Origin of the sequence: Plantactinospora sp. BC1 (genome assembly GCF_003030345.1) — a bacterium.
Taxonomy (GTDB): domain Bacteria; phylum Actinomycetota; class Actinomycetes; order Mycobacteriales; family Micromonosporaceae; genus Plantactinospora.
Map to the genome: position 1 here is coordinate 742,286 of NZ_CP028158.1, position 16,221 is coordinate 758,506.

Consider the following 16,221-nt stretch of genomic DNA (forward strand, 5'->3'; position numbering starts at 1 on the left):
GGCGAGCGGCGGGGTACGGGAACGAGCGGGGTGCGCGGGTGAGCTGGATCGAGGCAATCGTCCTGGGGATCGTCCAGGGCCTCACCGAGTTCCTGCCGGTCAGTTCGTCGGGTCATCTGCGGATCACCTCGGCGATCTTCTTCGACCAGGACGCCGGGGCGTCCTTCACCGCGGTCACCCAGCTCGGCACCGAGGCGGCCGTGCTGCTCTACTTCGCCAAGGACATCTGGCGGATCACCCGGGTCTGGGTGGTCGGGATCTGGGACAAGTCCGTGCGGTCGAGCCTCGACTACCGGATGGGCTGGTACGTCATCATCGGCTCGATCCCGATCGGCGTCTTCGGCTTCCTCTTCAAGGACCAGATCCGGGACACCGCCCGGAACCTCTGGCTGGTCGCCACCACGTTGATCGTCTTCGCCTTCGTGCTCGCCTTCGCCGAGTACTGGGGCCGGCAGACCCGCCGGCTGGAGAACTTCACCCTCAAGGACGGCGTCGTGATGGGCTTCGCCCAGGCGATGGCGCTGATCCCCGGGGTGTCCCGGTCCGGCGGCACGCTGACCGCCGGGCTCTTCCTCAACCTGACCCGCGAGGCGGCGGCCCGGTACTCCTTCCTGCTGGCCATCCCGGCGGTGGTGATGTCCGGGATCTTCAGCCTCCCCGACGTCTTCGACACCAGCGGCGGCGGCTCGATCCCGACCCCGGCGCAGATGATCGTGGCCACGGTGATCGCCTTCGGGGTCGGCTACGCCGCCATCGCCTGGCTGCTGCGCTATGTCGCGCACCACACCCTCTACGTCTTCGTGCTCTACCGGGTGGCGCTGGGCAGCCTGGTCCTGGCCCTGCTGCTGACCGGCACGATCAGCGCCACCTGATCCACCCGCCACGGCCGTCGGTGGTCGGCCCGCCGGCCGTCACCGGGGCCCGGCCGCCGGGCCGGTGACCCTCCGGTCGGGGCGGCCGACCTGGCGGCTCGCCGGGGCGGCCGGACGGCCGGAACGTAGGGTGTGGTCGTGGCGACCCTTCTGCTCCTCCGGCACGGCCGGACCACGGCGAACGCCGACGGCGGCCTGGCCGGACGGCAACCCGTGGAACTCGACGAGACCGGCCGGGCCCAGGCGACGGCGGTGGGCGGCCGGCTCCGGGCGATCCCGCTGGCGGCGGTGGTGACCAGCCCGCTGATCCGGTGCCGGCAGACGCTGGAGCTGGCGCTGCCCGACGCCGTACCGACGGTCGAGGAGGGACTCGTCGAGTGCGACTACGGCGCCTGGCAGGGCCAGCCGCTGAAGAAGCTGGCCAAGGATCCACTGTGGCAGGTGGTGCAGCAGCACCCGAGCGCGGCGGTCTTTCCGGACGGGGAGTCGATGGCCGGGATGGCGGCCCGGGCGGTCGAGGCGGTACGCCGCTGGGACGCCCGGATCACCACCGAGCACGGGCCGGAGGCGGTCTGGCTGGCGTGCAGCCACGGCGACGTGATCAAGGCCATCGTGGCGGACGCGATGGGCGTACACCTGGACCAGTTCCAGCGGATCGTGGCCGACCCGGGGTCGGTGACCGGAATCCGCTACACCCCGGTCCGCCCGTTCGTGCTGCGGCTCAACGACACCGGCGGCGACCTGACCAGCCTGGTCCCGCCGCGCCCGACCCGGCGCCGCCGGGCCCGCCCGGTCTCCTCCGACGCGGCGGTCGGCGGTGGGGTGGGGGTGGCCGGCGCCGGATCGGCTGGCCCCGCCGGGCGGCGGCGGTGACCGGGCGGCGCTGCCGTCCCGGGCGGTGCCCCGCAGCGACCGGACCGGGGCGTACGGTGATTCGGGTCGGTGGGCTGCGCGGTGTGGTACCGGGCCGGATAGGGTCGTGGGTATGACCCACCAGGTGCACGCATTCGAGCCGCCCGAGCGGTTCGTCGCCGGAACTGTGGGTCCGCCGGGTGAGCGGACGTTCTTCCTCCAGGCGCGCGGCGGCGGCCGGCTGGTCAGCGTCGCCCTGGAGAAGGTCCAGGTCTCGCTGCTGGCCGAGAAGCTGGAGGAGCTGCTGACCGAGGCGCACCGGCGGTTCGGTGTCGAGCTGCCCGAGCCGCCCCCGGTCACCTCCGACAACGAGCCGCTGGACACGCCGGTCGACGAGGAGTTCCGGGTCGGCACCCTCGGTCTCGCCTTCGACGTCGACACCGCGACGGTGGTGATCGAGGCGATCGCGGCCGGGGAGGCCGAGGCGGAGGTCGAACTCGGCGGCGAGGAAGAGGTCGACGAGGACGAGGAGGAGCCCGACGACGACCTCGACCGGCTCCGGGTCCGGTTGACCCCGCAGGCGGCCCGCGAGTTCATCGAGCGGGCCCGCCGGGTGGTGGCGGCCGGCCGGCCGCCGTGCCCGCTCTGCGGCCAGCCGCTCGACCCGGCCGGCCACCTCTGTCCCCGACACAACGGCTACCACCGGTGACGGTCGCCGTGCTGCCGCCGGGACCGCCCCGGTGACCTCCTCCGAACTGCGACCCGTGCTGGACGAGAGCGACGCGCTGCGCCTCCTGGAAGGGGGCGAATTCGAGCTGGAGGGTCGGCTGGTCGACGCCTCCAACACGACCCTGCGGGGGTTCCTGACCCTGGACGGGGTGACCGCCCGCTGCGTCTACAAGCCGATCCGGGGTGAGCGGCCGCTCTGGGACTTCCCGGACGGGACCCTGGCCGGTCGGGAGGTCTCGGCGTACCTGCTCTCCCGGGCCACCGGGTGGGACCTGGTCCCGCCGACCGTTCTGCGGGACGGTCCGCTCGGCCCCGGCGCCTGCCAGCTCTGGATCGACGAGCCGGAGCAGGCCGAGCCGCTGGTCGGGTTCGTACCCGCCCGGAGCCTGCCGGCCCGGTGGTTCCGGGTCGCGGCCGCCCGGGACGAGGACGGCGCCCCGTACGCCCTGGCGCACGCCGACGACCCCCGGCTGGCCCGGCTCGCCGTCCTCGACGCGGTGATCAACAACGCGGACCGCAAGGGCGGGCACGTGCTCGTCGGGGCGGACGACCGGATCTACGGCGTCGACCACGGCGTCTGCTTCCACTTCGAGGAGAAGCTCCGCACGGTGCTCTGGGGCTGGGCGGGCCGGGACCTGCCGCCGGACGCGCTGGAGATGCTGACCGAGCTGTCCCGGGGGCTGACCGGCCCGCTGGGGGAGAGCCTGGCCGAGCACCTGACCCTCGGCGAGGTCGCCGCGCTGGCCCGCCGGGTCGACCGGCTGCTCGCGACGGCCCGGTTTCCGGAGCCCTCCGAGGAGTGGCCGGCCATCCCCTGGCCGCCGATCTGAGCCGCGCCTCCGGCGCCGCCGTCCCGGGTCTCCGGGCGGGCCGGTCGGTGCTGTCGATCTGATCACCCCTGCCCTCGCGCCGGGGATTCGCGTCGGTCCGGCTGACTAGGCTGGTGACCATGGAAACCTGGATGGGTCACGAGATTCCGCGGCTGCCGGGCAGGGGACCGCGGCTCGCGCTGTACGACTCGGCACGCCGCGGCGTGCACCCGACCCGCCCCTCCGGGCCGGCGACGATGTACGTCTGCGGGATCACTCCGTACGACGCGACCCATCTGGGGCATGCCGCGACGATGATCGCCTTCGACCTCGTACAGCGGGTGTGGCGGGACGGCGGCCATCAGGTCAGCTACGTGCAGAACGTCACCGACATCGACGATCCGCTGCTGGAGCGGGCCGAACGGGACGGCGAGGACTGGGTGGTCCTGGCGATGCGGGAGACCGCGCTGTTCCGGGAGGACATGGAGGCGCTGCGGATGATCCCGCCCGCCCACTACGTCGGCGCCGTCGAGTCGATCCCGGCGATCGCCGAGAAGGTGCGGATGCTGCTCGACGACGGTGCCGCGTACCGGCTCGACGACGGCACCGGGGACGTCTACTTCGACATCTCCGCCGCGCCCCGGTTCGGCTACGAGTCGAACCTGAACCGGGCGGAGATGCTCGACTACTTCGCCGAGCGGGGCGGGGATCCGGACCGGGCCGGCAAGCGGGATCCGCTCGATCCGCTGCTCTGGCGTGGCGCCCGGGACGGCGAACCGGCCTGGGAGGGCGGCCCGCTGGGCCCCGGGCGGCCGGGCTGGCACATCGAGTGTGCGGTGATCGCGATGGCGCTGCTCGGCGAGACCATCGACGTCCAGGGCGGCGGCAACGACCTGGTCTTTCCGCACCACGAGTGTTCGGCGGCGCACGCCGAGCGGCTCACCGGGGCGGAGCCGTTCGCCCGGCACTACGTACACGCCGGGATGATCGGCCTGGACGGCGAGAAGATGTCGAAGTCGAAGGGGAACCTGGTCTTCGTCTCCCGGCTCCGGGCCGACCACGTCGACCCGATGGCGGTCCGGCTGGCGCTGCTCGCCGGCCACTACCGCAGCGACCGGGAGTGGACCGACGACCTGCTCAAGGACGCCACCTCGCGGCTGGCCCGGTGGCGGGAGGCCGCCGCCGCGCCGTCCGGGCCCGCCGGCCCGGAGCTGCTGGCCGGGGTACGCGAACGGCTCGCCGACGACCTGGACACGCCGGGCGCGTTGGCCCTGGTGGACCGCTGGGCGGATGCGGCGCTGGCCCGGTCCGGTGCCGATCCGGCCGCGCCGGACCTGATGGCCGCCACCGTGGACGCGCTGCTCGGCATCAAGCTCTGACCGCCCGCGAGGTCCCCTCCGTCCCGCGAGGGGGCCTCGCGGCGGCACCGTTCAGCCGAGCACCAGTCCCGGGTCCGGGTCGGCCTCCGGCGCCGGGCCGGGGACCTGGTACTGCTCGGTCAGCGTGGTCATCGGGCCGGGCCAGGTCGCCTGGGCCACCTCGATCGGCCGGTGGCTGGCGTCGTAGGCGACGTGCAGCAGGTGCAGCACCGGCGTGTCGGGGCGGATCTGGAGGATCTCCGCCTCCTCCCGGCTCGGCTGCCGGGCGCTGATCTGGTCGGTCGCCGAGACGTAGCGCCGGCCGATCGCCTCCTCGGCCTCCTGGTAGAGCGGCCGGCCGTACGCTTCCATCCGCTCCAGGCTGGTGCCGGCGGCGTCGGCGGTGCGGAACCAGGAGGCGCCCACCTCCACCGGCACCTCCTCGGTGCGGACCAGGTGCCGCCGGACGACCAGTTCGGTGCCGTCGGGCACCCCGAAGGCGTCGGCGACCTCCGGCGGGGCCGGTGCCCGGCCGACCTGTACCAGCTGTTGGCGGTACCGGGCGGCCAGGTCGGCGTGGTAGCCCCGGTGGCCGCCGTACCGGCCCCGGGAGAGCCGGTTGAGCCGGCGCCGGGTGCCTCGGACGTACGTCCCGGAGCCCGGCTTGGTGATCAGCACGCCCTCCACCCGGAGCTGGTCGATGGCCCGCTGCACGGTCTGCTTGGCCACCCCGAACATCTCGGCGATGGCGGGGATGGAGGGGAGCCGCTCACCGGCCGCCCAGTCGCCCGCCCGGATCCTCGCCCGCAACTGGCCGGCGATCTGCCGGTGGGGGAACTCGGCCGCTCCGGGATTGATCTGCACCGCTCCTCCGTCCGCCCAGGACATGATCCAGCAATACGCTAGGTTCCTAGGATGCCTTACGGGGTGTGCGCCGGGCAACCGGAACACGGAACGTTCACACCGAGAATCGGAAGTCGGCGGCGGGTCAGCGTCGGGAAGCGACCGATCAGCGTCGGCATGCGGCCGGTAACCGGCCGAAGAGGCGGCCGAGGAAGCGGCCGAGGAAGCGCCGAAGAACCGGAAGCCCATCGGTCGGCAGATACACGAGGGCCCCCGGTCCGGCCGACTCACCGACGGCGGACCGTCGGCGAGTCGGCAGCGGTCACCAGGGACCCGAGGCGTTCACCAGGAGCTGGCAGCGGTCACCAGGAGCCGGCGGTGGGGCCGGCGGAGCCGCCGCGCCGCCGCAGGTACTTCTCGAACTCCTGGGCGATCTCGTCACCGGTCAGCGGCTGGATGCCGGCGTCGCCGACCCGTTCCTCCAGCTCGCGGACGTACTCGCCGAGTTCGGCGTCCTGCTCGGCGGCGGTGCGGACCCGCTGCTCCCACTCGGCGGCCTCCTCGGCCAGCTCCGACATCGGGACGGGGAGGTCGAGCACCTCCTCGACCCGGTGCAGCAGGGCCAGCGTCGCCTTCGGGCAGGGCGGGTTGTTGGCGTAGTGCGGCACGTGCACCCAGAACGAGACGGCGTCGACCTCGGCCCGGGTGGCGGCGTCGTGCAGTACCCCGACGATCCCGGTCGGGCCGTCGTAGCGGGTCGGGGTGAGCTGGTAGCGCTCGGCGGCGTCCTTGTCCGAGGCGCTGCCGCTGATCGGCAGCGGCCGGGTGTACGGCACGTCGGCAAGCAGCGCGCCGAGCAGCACGATCCGGTTGATTTCGAGGCTGTGGCAGAGCTCCAGCACCTGCTCGCAGAAGGTGCGCCAGCGCATGCTGGGCTCGATGCCCCGAATCAGCACGACGTCGCGGTCCGTACCGTCCGGGCTGGCCCGCATGAACCGGGTGGTCGGCCACTCGACCCGGCGGGTCTCGCCGTCGGCCATCGTGATCGTCGGTCGGCTCACCTGGAAGTCGTAGAAGTCCTCGGGGTCCAGTTCGGTGATCTGGCGCGCCTGCCACACCTGTTCGAGGTGTTCGACCGCCGCGGTGGAGGCGTCGGCCGCGTCGTTCCAGCCCTCGAAGGCCGCGATCGCGACCGGCGAGCGCAGCTCGGGCAGCCCGTCGAACTCGGTCACGCCCTACCCCCAGCGTGCGTGCCACGGCCGAGCCGGGCGGTCCGGAGCCGCGTGGTGGTGCCCCCGATGTGCCTGGTGCCGTCCCTGTTGTCCCTCACGTCCGTCAGCCTACGTCCCTGACTCGGATGCGGCCCGCCGGCCGCGCCGGCTCGGCCCGCCGGGGGAGCGGTCCGGCAGGTCGACCGCCATCGGACCGGCCCGGACAACCAGGACAGAAAGGGCGATTGCCCGGCGGACCGTACGTTCGGCAATGGTACGCCCACGTCCGGTTGTCAGCACCCCCGCCGGACTAGCCTGAAGTCGTGCCGACTCCGCTACGTGACGCCCTGGGCGGCCGGGTACTGGTCGCCGACGGCGCGATGGGGACGATGTTGCAGGCGGCCGAGCTGACCCTGGACGACTTCGAGGGGCACGAGGGCTGCAACGAGATACTCAACGTGAGCCGGCCCGACGTCGTCCGGTCGGTGCACGACGGGTACCTCGCCGCCGGGGCCGACTGCGTCGAGACGAACACCTTCGGGACGAACCTCTCCGCGCTGCGCGAGTACGGCATCGAGCACCGGATCGCCGAGCTGGCCGAGGCCGGCGCCCGGCTGGCCCGGCAGGCCGCCGACGCGGCGGGTACCCCGGACCGGCCCCGGTACGTGCTCGGCGCGATGGGGCCGGGGACCAAGCTGCCGACGCTGGGCCACCTCGGCTACGCCGAACTGCGCGACGCGTACCAGGCCAACGCGGCCGGGCTGGTCGCCGGCGGCGCGGACGGGCTGATCGTCGAAACCTGCCAGGACCTGCTCCAGGTCAGGGCCGCGGTCGTCGGGGCCCGGCGGGCGCTGGCCGAGGCGGGCCGGGAGCTGCCGGTGATCTGCCACGTCACGGTCGAGACCACCGGCACGATGCTGCTGGGCACCGAGATCGGCGCGGCGCTGACCGCGCTGGAGCCGCTCGGCATCGACCTGATCGGGCTCAACTGCGCCACCGGGCCGGCCGAGATGACCGAGCACCTGCGCCACCTGTCCCGGCACGCCCGGATCCCGCTGTCGGTGATGCCGAACGCCGGGCTGCCGGAGCTGACCGCCGACGGGGCCCGCTATCCGCTGACCCCGGAGGAGTTGGCGGAGGCGCTGGCCGGCTTCGTCGAGGAGTACGGGCTCTGCCTGGTCGGCGGCTGCTGCGGTACCACGCCCGCGCACATCCGGGCGGTGGTGGACCGGCTCGGTGAGGTGGCGGTGCCGCCCCGGACGCCCGAGCCGGAGCCGGGGGTGGCCAGCCTCTACCACCAGGTGCCGTTCGCCCAGGACGCCAGCGTGCTGATGGTCGGCGAGCGCACCAACGCCAACGGCTCCAGGGCGTTCCGGGAGGCGATGCTGGCCGGTGACTGGCAGGCGTGTGTCGAGATCGCCCGCAGCCAGGCCCGGGACGGTTCGCACCTGCTCGACCTCTGCGTCGACTACGTCGGCCGGGACGGCGTACGCGACATGCGGGAGATCGCCGGCCGGTTCGCCACCGCCTCCACCCTGCCGATCATGCTGGACTCGACCGAGCCGGCGGTGATCGAGGCCGGGCTGGAGATGCTCGGCGGCCGGTGCGTGGTCAACTCGGTGAACTTCGAGGACGGCGACGGCCCCGACTCCCGGTACGCCCGGGTGCTGCCGCTGGTCCGCGAGCACGGCGCCGCGGTGGTGGCGCTGACCATCGACGAGGAGGGGCAGGCCCGGACCGCCGACTGGAAGGTACGGGTGGCGTCCCGGCTGATCGACGACCTCACCGGCCGGTGGGGGATCGACCGCCGCGACATCCTGGTCGACTGCCTCACCTTCCCGGTCGCCACCGGCCAGGAGGAGACCCGGCGGGACGGCATCGAGACGATCGAGGCGATCCGGGAGATCGCCCGCCGCTATCCGGGGGTCAACTTCACGCTCGGCATCTCGAACGTCTCGTTCGGGCTGAACCCGGCGGCCCGGCAGGTGCTCAACTCGGTCTTCCTGCACGAGTGCGTGCAGGCCGGCCTGACCAGCGCGATCGTGCACGCCAGCAAGATCCTGCCGATGGCCAGGATCCCGGACGAGCAGCGCGAGGCGGCGCTGGACCTGGTCTACGACCGGCGCCGGCCCGGCCACGACCCGGTGGCCCGGTTCATCGAACTCTTCGAGGGGGTGGACGCCGCCTCGGCCCGGGCCACCCGGGCGGAGGAGTTGGCCGCGCTGCCGGTCGACGAACGGCTGAAGCGGCGGGTGATCGACGGCGAGCGCAACGGCCTGGAGGCCGACCTCGACGAGGCGCTGACCGGCCGCCCGGCGCTGGCGATCGTCAACGACCTGCTGCTGGACGGGATGAGGGTGGTCGGCGAGCTCTTCGGCGCCGGCCAGATGCAACTGCCGTTCGTGCTCCAGTCGGCCGAGGTGATGAAGGCGGCGGTGGGCCACCTCGAACCGCACATGGAGAAGTCCGACGACGGCGGCAAGGGCCGGATCGTGCTCGCCACCGTCAAGGGCGACGTGCACGACATCGGCAAGAACCTGGTGGACATCATCCTGACCAACAACGGCTACGAGGTGGTCAACATCGGCATCAAGCAGCCGATCGCGGCGATCCTGGAGGCGGCCGAGGAGCATGCCGCCGACGCCGTCGGGATGTCCGGGCTGCTGGTGAAGAGCACCGTGGTGATGAAGGAGAACCTCGCCGAGATGGCGTCCAGGGGGGTCGCCGGGCGCTGGCCGGTACTGCTCGGCGGTGCGGCGCTGACCCGGTCGTACGTCGAGGACGACCTCCGGTCGACGTACCCCGGCGAGGTGCACTACGCCCGGGACGCCTTCGAGGGACTGTCCCTGATGGACCGGCTGATGGCGGCGAAGCGCGGCGGCGCCCCGGTGGTGGACGCCGAGCGGGAGGCGGCGCTGGCCGCCCGGCGGGCCCGCCGCGATCGACAGCGGGCCCGAACCGCTGCGGTGCTGCCGGAACTCTCCGACGCCTCGGTCCGCTCCGACGTGGCGGTCGCCGTGGAGGTGCCGGCGCCGCCGTTCTTCGGTACCCGGGTGGTGAAGGGCATCCCGCTGGCCGACTACGCGGCCCTGCTCGACGAGCGGGCCACCTTCGCCGGCCAGTGGGGGCTGCGCGGGTCGCGCGGCGGCTCCGGGCCGAGCTACGAGGAGCTGGTGGAGACCGAGGGACGGCCCCGGCTGCGCTCCTGGCTGGACCGGCTCGCCGCCGACCGGGTGTTGGAGGCGGCGGTGGTCTACGGCTACTTCCCGGCGTACTCCGACGGCAACGACCTGGTGCTGCTCGACGAGCGGGGCGAGGCCGAACGGGCCCGGTTCAGCTTTCCCCGGCAGCGGCAGGAGCGCCGGCTCTGCCTCGCCGACTTCTTCCGGCCCCGGGGCGAGCGGCTCGACGTCGTCGCGCTGCAACTGGTCACCGTCGGGGAGCCGGTCGGCGAGTACGCCGCGAAGCTCTTCGCCGGGGACGAGTACCGCGACTACCTGGAGGTGCACGGGCTGTCGGTGCAGCTCACCGAGGCGCTCGCCGAGTACTGGCACCGCCGGATCCGGGCCGAGCTGACCCTGCCCGACGGCCGTACCGTGGCCGACGACGACCCGGACGACCTCGCCGGGCTGCTGCGTACCGACTACCGGGGCTGCCGGTACGCGTTCGGTTATCCGGCCTGCCCCGACCTGGAGGACCGGGCGAAGCTGGTCGAGCTGCTCGGCGCGGAGCGGATCGGGGTCCGGCTCTCCGAGGAGTTCCAGCTCGTGCCGGAGCAGGCGACCGACGCCATCGTGGTGCACCACCCGGACGCCGGCTACTTCAACGCCAGGTGACCGGCCGTCCCGACCCCGGGTAACCGGCCGGGGTAATTGCCGGCGAACTCCGGCACGGCCGGGAACGCGCTGGATAACCTCCGGGTGGAGGCCGAATCCGGCTCGGGTCCGGGCGCGGTCGCCGCCGAGGGGGTGCCATGGCCACGTCGTTCACCCTGGACCGGCCGGGCGGGCCGGCGGCGGACGGGCTACCGGTCGCCTCCGCGGCCCAGCGGTGGATCCTCCGGGCGGTGGCGATCTGCGCGGACCCGTGCCAGATCTGGTTTCTGGAGCGGATGACCGACCGGACCGGTCCGGGGCTGCACGACGACGTCGAGGCGCTGATCGCCGGCGGTGCGCTGGCGGACTCGCCGGCCGGCCTGCGGCCCGGCTCGGTCGAGCTGCGCGACGCCGTCCGCCGGGGCATCCCGCCGTCGCTGCTGGCCGCGCTGCACCACCGGGCCGCCGGGGTACTGGCCGACCAGGCGCGTCCGGCGGCGGCCGCCGAGCACCTGCTCCGGGTGCTGGAGCTGGCCGGGCGGGTCGACGTACCCCTGGTTTCCCGGCTGGTCGCGGATCCGGCCCTCGACCCGTCGACGGCGGCCGACCTGCTGCTCGCGGCCCGGGACGGCCGGGATCCCGCGCTCGGTCCGGAGCTGCGCCGCGACTGGGCGCTGGTCGCGGTCGACCACCTGATGCTGGCCGGGCGGGTCGAACCGGCGCTGGCGATCCTGGCCGACGAGATCGCGGCCGACCGGGCCGGGGCCGGACACCGGGCGCTGCTGCTCGGCCGGCTCGGCGCCTGGTACGCCACCGGCCGGCCGTCGCTGGCCTTCGACTACCTGGACCGGGCGCTGGCCCAGCCCGACCTGCGGCCCGGTCACCGGGGCTGGCTGCTGAGCACCCTGGCCGCCGTGGCGGGCCGGCTCGGCCGGCCGGGCTTCGACGCGCTGCTCGCGGCGGCGGACCGGGCCCAGGCCGACGCGCCGACCCCGGACGGCGAGATCCGGTTGGCGCTGGCCCGGGCCGGCAGCGCGCTGGCCGGCGGGGACCTGCCGGCCGCCCGGCGGCTGCTCGGCCGGGTGGACCCGAGCGACCCGGCGGCCCGGGCGCAGGCCGCGGTCCTGCGGGTCGAGCGGATCGCCTGCCAGCTCGCCGGCGGCGACCACGAGGAGGCCGGCACCGCGCTGCGCTTCGCCGAGGTGGATCTGGGCGTCCTGGGCGGGGCGGCGCAGCCGATGCTGGCGGCCCTGGACTGCCGGCTCCGGGTCAGTGCCGGTGACCTGCCGGAGGCGTCCGCCCGGGCCGGCCTGGCGCTGCGCCGCCACCCCGCCGACCGGCTCCCCGAGGAGGTCCGTGCCGAACTGCTGGCGGTACTGGTGGAGGTGGCCTTCCGGCAGGGCCGGCCGGAGCGCGCCCGCGAGCTGCTGGCCGAGGTCGAGACCCCGATGGACTGGCCCGACGCGCTGCCCTGGGTACGGCTGGCCGGTGCCGCCGCCTTCGATCCGGAGCCCGGCCGGCACGCCGGGCTGCTCCGGGCCGCCGTCGACGTGCTGGACCGGTCGCTGCGCCCACTGCTCCTCGTCCCGCAGCAGGCACCGGCGCTGACCCGGGCGGTGCTGCTCCTCGGCGACCAGCACCGGGCGCACCAGCTCGCCGAGCATCTGGTCCGGATCGCGCAGCGGGTGGAGAGCGGACTGTGGTGGGGCGTCGCGCAGCACGTCGCCGGGCTGGTGCAGCGGGACCCGGAGCTGCTGCGCGGTGCGGTGGAACAGTTGCGGGCCACCTCGGCCCGGCCGGTGCTGGCCGACGCGCTGCACGACCTGGCCGGTACGCCCGGGGCCGGGCCGGCGCAGGTCCGGCGGGCGGCCGAGGAGGCCGCCGCCCTCTTCGGCCGGCTCGGCGCCACCGGCGACCAGGAGCGGGCGGTACGCCGGGGGCGTGCCCCGGTGGCGTCGGAGCGCCGGGACCGGGGCGGCGCCGACGGCGCGACGGCGATCGAGGGGGACCGGAGGAGCCGGCACGGCGCCGGGTTCGACGCGTTGACCGCCGCCGAGACCCGGGTCGCCGAACTGCTGGCCGGCGGTGCGACGAAGCAGCAGGCGGCGGCGAGCCTCTTCGTCTCCTTCCACACCGTCGACGCCCAACTCCGCGCCGTGTACGCGAAACTGGGCGTCCGGAACCGGCTGGAGCTGGCCCGGCTCTGGGCCACCCGCACTCCGGCGCCGGGCGATCCGACCCGGCCGCCCCCGGGCACCGAATCGGGCGGGCCGGCGCGGCCGGACTGATCCGACCCGTGGCCGGCCCGGCCGGACGAGCCCCGACGGCGGCTCAGGAGGCGATCGGCCGCTTCGTCCTCGGGATCGACTCGACCAGCGACCGGGGCAGGTTGAGGGTGTCGGCGGCGACCTGCGGCGGGGTGTTCGCCATCCACTGGGCCAGCGAGATGTCCTCGAAGCGCGGGTTGCGGAACATTTCCAGGAAGACCAGCGGCTCCCGGCCGGTGTTCTCGATGTAGTGGCCGTAGGCGAACGGCACGTAGCCGACGTCCCCGGACCGGTAGTCGAAGGTCCGGTTCACCCCCGAGCTGGCGAAGACCCCCATCCGACCGGAACCGGAGATGTAGTACTGCCACTCGTCGTCGGTGGGATGCCAGTGCAGTTCGCGCATCGCGCCCGGCTCGATCTCCACCAGCGCCGCGCAGATGGTCGTCGAGGCGGCGAAGTTGCTCACGTCGGCGATCCGTACCGTACCGCCGTCGAACCGCTCGGGCGCCTGGGCGTGCAGCCGGTGCTTGAAGGTACGCGGTACGTCCCCGGTGGGGCTGACCACCCGGTCCGACTCCAGCGGGGGCGGCACCTGCCCGGGGAAGATGTACCGCTCCTTCTCCGGCAGGCCGGCGAGTTGGTCCGTACGCCAGCCGAAGTTCTTCGCGATCACCTCTTTCGGGGTGTGTGCGAAGAAGTCGCTGATCAGGAAGGTGGAGTTCTCCGAGAAGGCGCCGTCGTCGAAGACGAGCAGGAACTCCACCCCGGCGTCGAGGGCCTGGATGTGGTGCGGTACCCCCTTCGGGAAGAACCACAGGTCGCCCTGGGAGACGTCGTCGAGGAAGTTGCGCCCCTCCTGGTCGACCGCGCCGATCCGGCAGCTTCCGGCCAGCACGTACGCCCACTCGGCCTCCTTGTGCCAGTGCAGCTCCCGGTAGGCGCCGGGTTGCAGCGCCATGTCGACCCCGGAGAGGGTGCTGGCGATCGGCAACTCGCGCTGGGTCACCTCCCGGGTCCAGCCGCCCTCCTCGATCCGGGTGTGCGCGTTGGAGAACGAGAACTTCAGGTTCGGCACGGTGCCCCGGTCGGTCGGCGGCGGTACCAGCAGGTCCGGGTTCTGCCGGTCCAGCCCGAGGTTGCGGGGCCCCGGGTCGGGGCCGCCCGCCGTGCCGCGCGTCGGTTGGGGCAGGTCGTTGCGGGGTGTCCGGCTCATACCAGTTCTTCCTCTCGTCGGCGCAGATCGTCGGTTCGGGTCCGCGGGCCGGTCGCGCCGAGCAGCAGCGTCCGCACCAGCGCCGGTCCGCCGTGCAGCCCGACGGCGGCCGGGATCGCGAGGCAGGTCAGGGCGAGCACCAGTACCGTCCAGAGTGGTGCGCCGGTCAGTGCGGCACCGGCGGTCAGCACGGCGAGGGCGCCGAGGTTGCGCCGGGTCCGGCGCAGCGGCACGATCATGGGAACTCCTTCCGGACGGTGCTGCGGACCGGACGACGGATCGCACGGGCGCCGGCTGCCGGAGCCGGCCCGCCGGCCGGGACGGGGCGGAGAGCGCCGGGCGCGCTCCGGCGCGGTCGGCAGGATGCCGGCGGTGGCCGCGACCGGCCGGTTCCGGCGACCGGTCGTCACGCCATCCGGTCTAGCCGGGAAGCGCGCCGACAATCTCACGTGATCGCGGGAAATGTGCCCGGCCCGGGGCCGCTGACCGGCAGGGGTTTGGCCCGGTGCGCACGCTGGGAAGTGTTCTGCCCGTCGACCCGTGGAGGCCATGATGCGCCCGTTGCGCCGTACCGGCCGGTTCTGGCCACTGCTCGCGCTGATCGTGACGCTGGTCGTCGCGGGAGCCTGCTTCGTCGGCGGGACCGGCGGGGGCGGTCCGGAGGCACCCGACGATCCGGGTACCTCCGGCGCGAACGGCACCGGCGAGGCCGACGGCACGATGACGGTGGACGAGTTCCGGCGCGACATCGACGGCGCGGTGCGGGTCGCCGAGGAGTACTGGACGGGGCGGTTCAAGGCGTCGGGGGAGCGGTTCCAGCCCATCCGCCGGATCACCGCCTACCAGCGCGAGGGCGAGGTCGACTGCGCCGGCCAGGGACTGCCGCGCAACAACGCCGTCTACTGCTCGGCGGGCGACTTCATCGCGTACGACGTCAACTGGGCGGTCGCCGCCTTCCGGCAGGTCGGCGACGCGTTCCTGTACTACCTGCTCGGGCACGAGTACGCGCACGGCGTGCAGGTGCGGCTCGGCATCCGGTACGAGTTCACCATCCAGCAGGAGTTGCAGGCCGACTGCATGGCCGGGGCGTACCTCGGGGACTCGGTGCGGGCCGGGGCGCTGACCATCGAGGAGGGCGACCTCGACGAGCTGAGCCGGGGCCTGCGGGCGGTGGCCGACGAGCCGGGCCAGCCGTGGTTCGCCGAGGGGGCGCACGGTACCGCCGAGCAGCGCACCGACGCCTTCTTCGGCGGTTACGAGCGGTCGCTGGACGCCTGCGACCTGCGCTGAGCCGGCCGGCGGCCGAGCGCCGCGCCGCCGGCCCCGACCCGGAGCGCCGACGGCCCCGACCCGGTGGGCAGCGCTGAGGCATCCGCCACACTTCGGCGCCGACAGCGGGAGATCGTCGCGCCGCGTTGGCAGGATCGGAGCCGGCAGCTCGCGTCCGATCCGGGAGGACACCCTGAACAGCCAGCATCTCGCCGCGGTGCTCTTCGACATGGACGGCACGCTGGTGGACAGCGAGCGGTTGTGGGACATCGGGCTCCAGGAACTCGCCGCCCACTACGGCGGCACCCTCTCCGACGCGGCCCGGCTCGCCATGGTCGGCACCGACATGGCCGTCTCGATGGAGATCCTGCACACCGACCTCGGGCAGCAGTGGCGGGACCCGGCGGTCAGCGCCGCCTGGGTCGACCGCCGGGTCGGCGAGCTGTTCCTGACCGACCTGAAGTGGCGGCCGGGGGCGCTGGCCCTGGTGACGGCGGTACGCGCCGCCTCGGTGCCGGCCGCGCTGGTCACCTCGACCCGTCGGGCGGTGGTGGAGATCGCGTTGGAGACGCTCGGCCGGGACACCTTCGACGTGGTGGTCTGCGGTGACGAGGTGGCCGCCACCAAGCCCGACCCCGAGCCGTACCTCACGGCGGCCCGACTGCTGGACGTGCCGATCTCCCGCTGTGTGGCGATCGAGGACTCGCCGACCGGGGTGGCGAGCGCGCTGGCCGCCGGAGCCGCCGTACTCGCCGTGCCGCACGCGGTGCCGATCGACCCGGTCGACGGCGTACGCCTGCTGGAGACGCTGACCGGAGTCGACCTGGACCTGCTCTCCGGCCTGCTCTCCCCGCTCGACCTCTCCCGCTGACCACACCCGCCGGCCACACCGGGCGCCGGGCCGGAACCCGGCCGGGCCCGGACGTGGCCGGGGGCGGCGCCCGTCCCGACGCCGCCCCCGGCCCTGCTGCCCACGGCCACCC

At 74.0% G+C, this 16,221-nt stretch carries 13 protein-coding genes; 9 read left to right on the plus strand and 4 right to left on the minus strand.

What is annotated here, in order from left to right:
• The first annotated feature begins 38 nt into the window (after nucleotides 1-38).
• The 5 genes from C6361_RS03040 (at nucleotide 39) to mshC (ending at nucleotide 4,641) form a co-directional block, all read left to right on the plus strand.
• Complete coding sequence (locus C6361_RS03040) at nucleotides 39-872, plus strand: undecaprenyl-diphosphate phosphatase (protein WP_107259167.1); 834 nt, start codon at nucleotides 39-41, stop codon at nucleotides 870-872.
• A gap of 132 nt (nucleotides 873-1,004) precedes the next feature.
• Nucleotides 1,005-1,745 (plus strand): histidine phosphatase family protein, encoded by a 741-nt coding sequence (locus tag C6361_RS03045; protein WP_107266681.1) that lies wholly within the window; start codon nucleotides 1,005-1,007, stop codon nucleotides 1,743-1,745.
• Between the two features lie 112 nt (nucleotides 1,746-1,857).
• Nucleotides 1,858-2,433: a DUF3090 domain-containing protein gene (locus C6361_RS03050; RefSeq protein ID WP_107259165.1), complete on the plus strand. Its 576-nt coding sequence runs from the start codon at nucleotides 1,858-1,860 to the stop codon at nucleotides 2,431-2,433.
• A 31-nt stretch (nucleotides 2,434-2,464) separates the two neighbouring features.
• Entirely contained in the window at nucleotides 2,465-3,283 is an 819-nt protein-coding gene (locus C6361_RS03055; protein WP_107266682.1) for an SCO1664 family protein, read from the plus strand.
• 119 nt (nucleotides 3,284-3,402) lie between these two features.
• Entirely contained in the window at nucleotides 3,403-4,641 is a 1,239-nt protein-coding gene (mshC, locus tag C6361_RS03060; RefSeq protein WP_107270699.1) for a cysteine--1-D-myo-inosityl 2-amino-2-deoxy-alpha-D-glucopyranoside ligase, read from the plus strand.
• A gap of 51 nt (nucleotides 4,642-4,692) precedes the next feature.
• On the opposite strand, the gene C6361_RS03065 is transcribed toward mshC, so the two are convergent.
• Complete coding sequence (locus C6361_RS03065) at nucleotides 4,693-5,484, minus strand: GntR family transcriptional regulator (protein ID WP_107270700.1); 792 nt, start codon at nucleotides 5,482-5,484, stop codon at nucleotides 4,693-4,695.
• A 341-nt stretch (nucleotides 5,485-5,825) separates the two neighbouring features.
• Nucleotides 5,826-6,695: a PAC2 family protein gene (locus C6361_RS03070; protein ID WP_101366070.1), complete on the minus strand. Its 870-nt coding sequence runs from the start codon at nucleotides 6,693-6,695 to the stop codon at nucleotides 5,826-5,828.
• 302 nt (nucleotides 6,696-6,997) lie between these two features.
• On the opposite strand from C6361_RS03070, the gene metH reads away from it, so the two are divergent.
• Together metH and C6361_RS03080 are read left to right on the plus strand one after the other, a co-directional pair.
• Complete coding sequence (metH, locus tag C6361_RS03075; protein ID WP_107266683.1) at nucleotides 6,998-10,510, plus strand: methionine synthase; 3,513 nt, start codon at nucleotides 6,998-7,000, stop codon at nucleotides 10,508-10,510.
• A 137-nt stretch (nucleotides 10,511-10,647) separates the two neighbouring features.
• Nucleotides 10,648-12,777, plus strand: a complete 2,130-nt coding sequence (locus C6361_RS03080) for a LuxR family transcriptional regulator (RefSeq protein WP_107266684.1) — start codon at nucleotides 10,648-10,650, stop codon at nucleotides 12,775-12,777.
• A gap of 43 nt (nucleotides 12,778-12,820) precedes the next feature.
• On the opposite strand, the gene C6361_RS03085 is transcribed toward C6361_RS03080, so the two are convergent.
• On the minus strand, nucleotides 12,821-13,969 hold the full coding sequence (locus tag C6361_RS03085) for an oxalate decarboxylase family bicupin (RefSeq protein WP_107266685.1): 1,149 nt from the start codon (nucleotides 13,967-13,969) through the stop codon (nucleotides 12,821-12,823).
• Nucleotides 13,966-14,208: a hypothetical protein gene (locus tag C6361_RS36815; protein WP_159079153.1), complete on the minus strand. Its 243-nt coding sequence runs from the start codon at nucleotides 14,206-14,208 to the stop codon at nucleotides 13,966-13,968. Before C6361_RS36815 ends, C6361_RS03085 begins: the two co-directional genes overlap by 4 nt.
• Before the next feature lie 310 nt (nucleotides 14,209-14,518).
• Here C6361_RS36815 and C6361_RS03095 point away from each other — a divergent pair, with 310 nt between their 5' ends.
• Together C6361_RS03095 and C6361_RS03100 are read left to right on the plus strand one after the other, a co-directional pair.
• A complete protein-coding gene (locus C6361_RS03095) occupies nucleotides 14,519-15,259 on the plus strand; it encodes a neutral zinc metallopeptidase (protein ID WP_234359730.1) in 741 nt (246 codons plus the stop codon).
• Nucleotides 15,260-15,455: 196 nt separating this feature from the next.
• The gene (locus C6361_RS03100; protein WP_107264070.1) at nucleotides 15,456-16,109 is read left to right on the plus strand and encodes an HAD family phosphatase; all 654 of its coding nucleotides are present in this window, start codon (nucleotides 15,456-15,458) and stop codon (nucleotides 16,107-16,109) included.
• The last annotated feature ends 112 nt before the right edge of the window (nucleotides 16,110-16,221 follow it).

Excerpts from the sequence above, each read along its gene's own strand:
- C6361_RS03050 (WP_107259165.1), top strand. The coding sequence starts at position 1,858 with ATGACCCACCAGGTGCACGCATTCGAGCCGCCCGAGCGGTTCGTCGCC.
- mshC (WP_107270699.1), top strand. The coding sequence starts at position 3,403 with ATGGAAACCTGGATGGGTCACGAGATTCCGCGGCTGCCGGGCAGGGGA.
- C6361_RS03080 (WP_107266684.1), top strand. The coding sequence starts at position 10,648 with ATGGCCACGTCGTTCACCCTGGACCGGCCGGGCGGGCCGGCGGCGGAC.
- C6361_RS03085 (WP_107266685.1), bottom strand. The coding sequence starts at position 13,969 with ATGAGCCGGACACCCCGCAACGACCTGCCCCAACCGACGCGCGGCACG.
- C6361_RS36815 (WP_159079153.1), bottom strand. The coding sequence starts at position 14,208 with ATGATCGTGCCGCTGCGCCGGACCCGGCGCAACCTCGGCGCCCTCGCC.
- C6361_RS03095 (WP_234359730.1), top strand. The coding sequence starts at position 14,519 with ATGATGCGCCCGTTGCGCCGTACCGGCCGGTTCTGGCCACTGCTCGCG.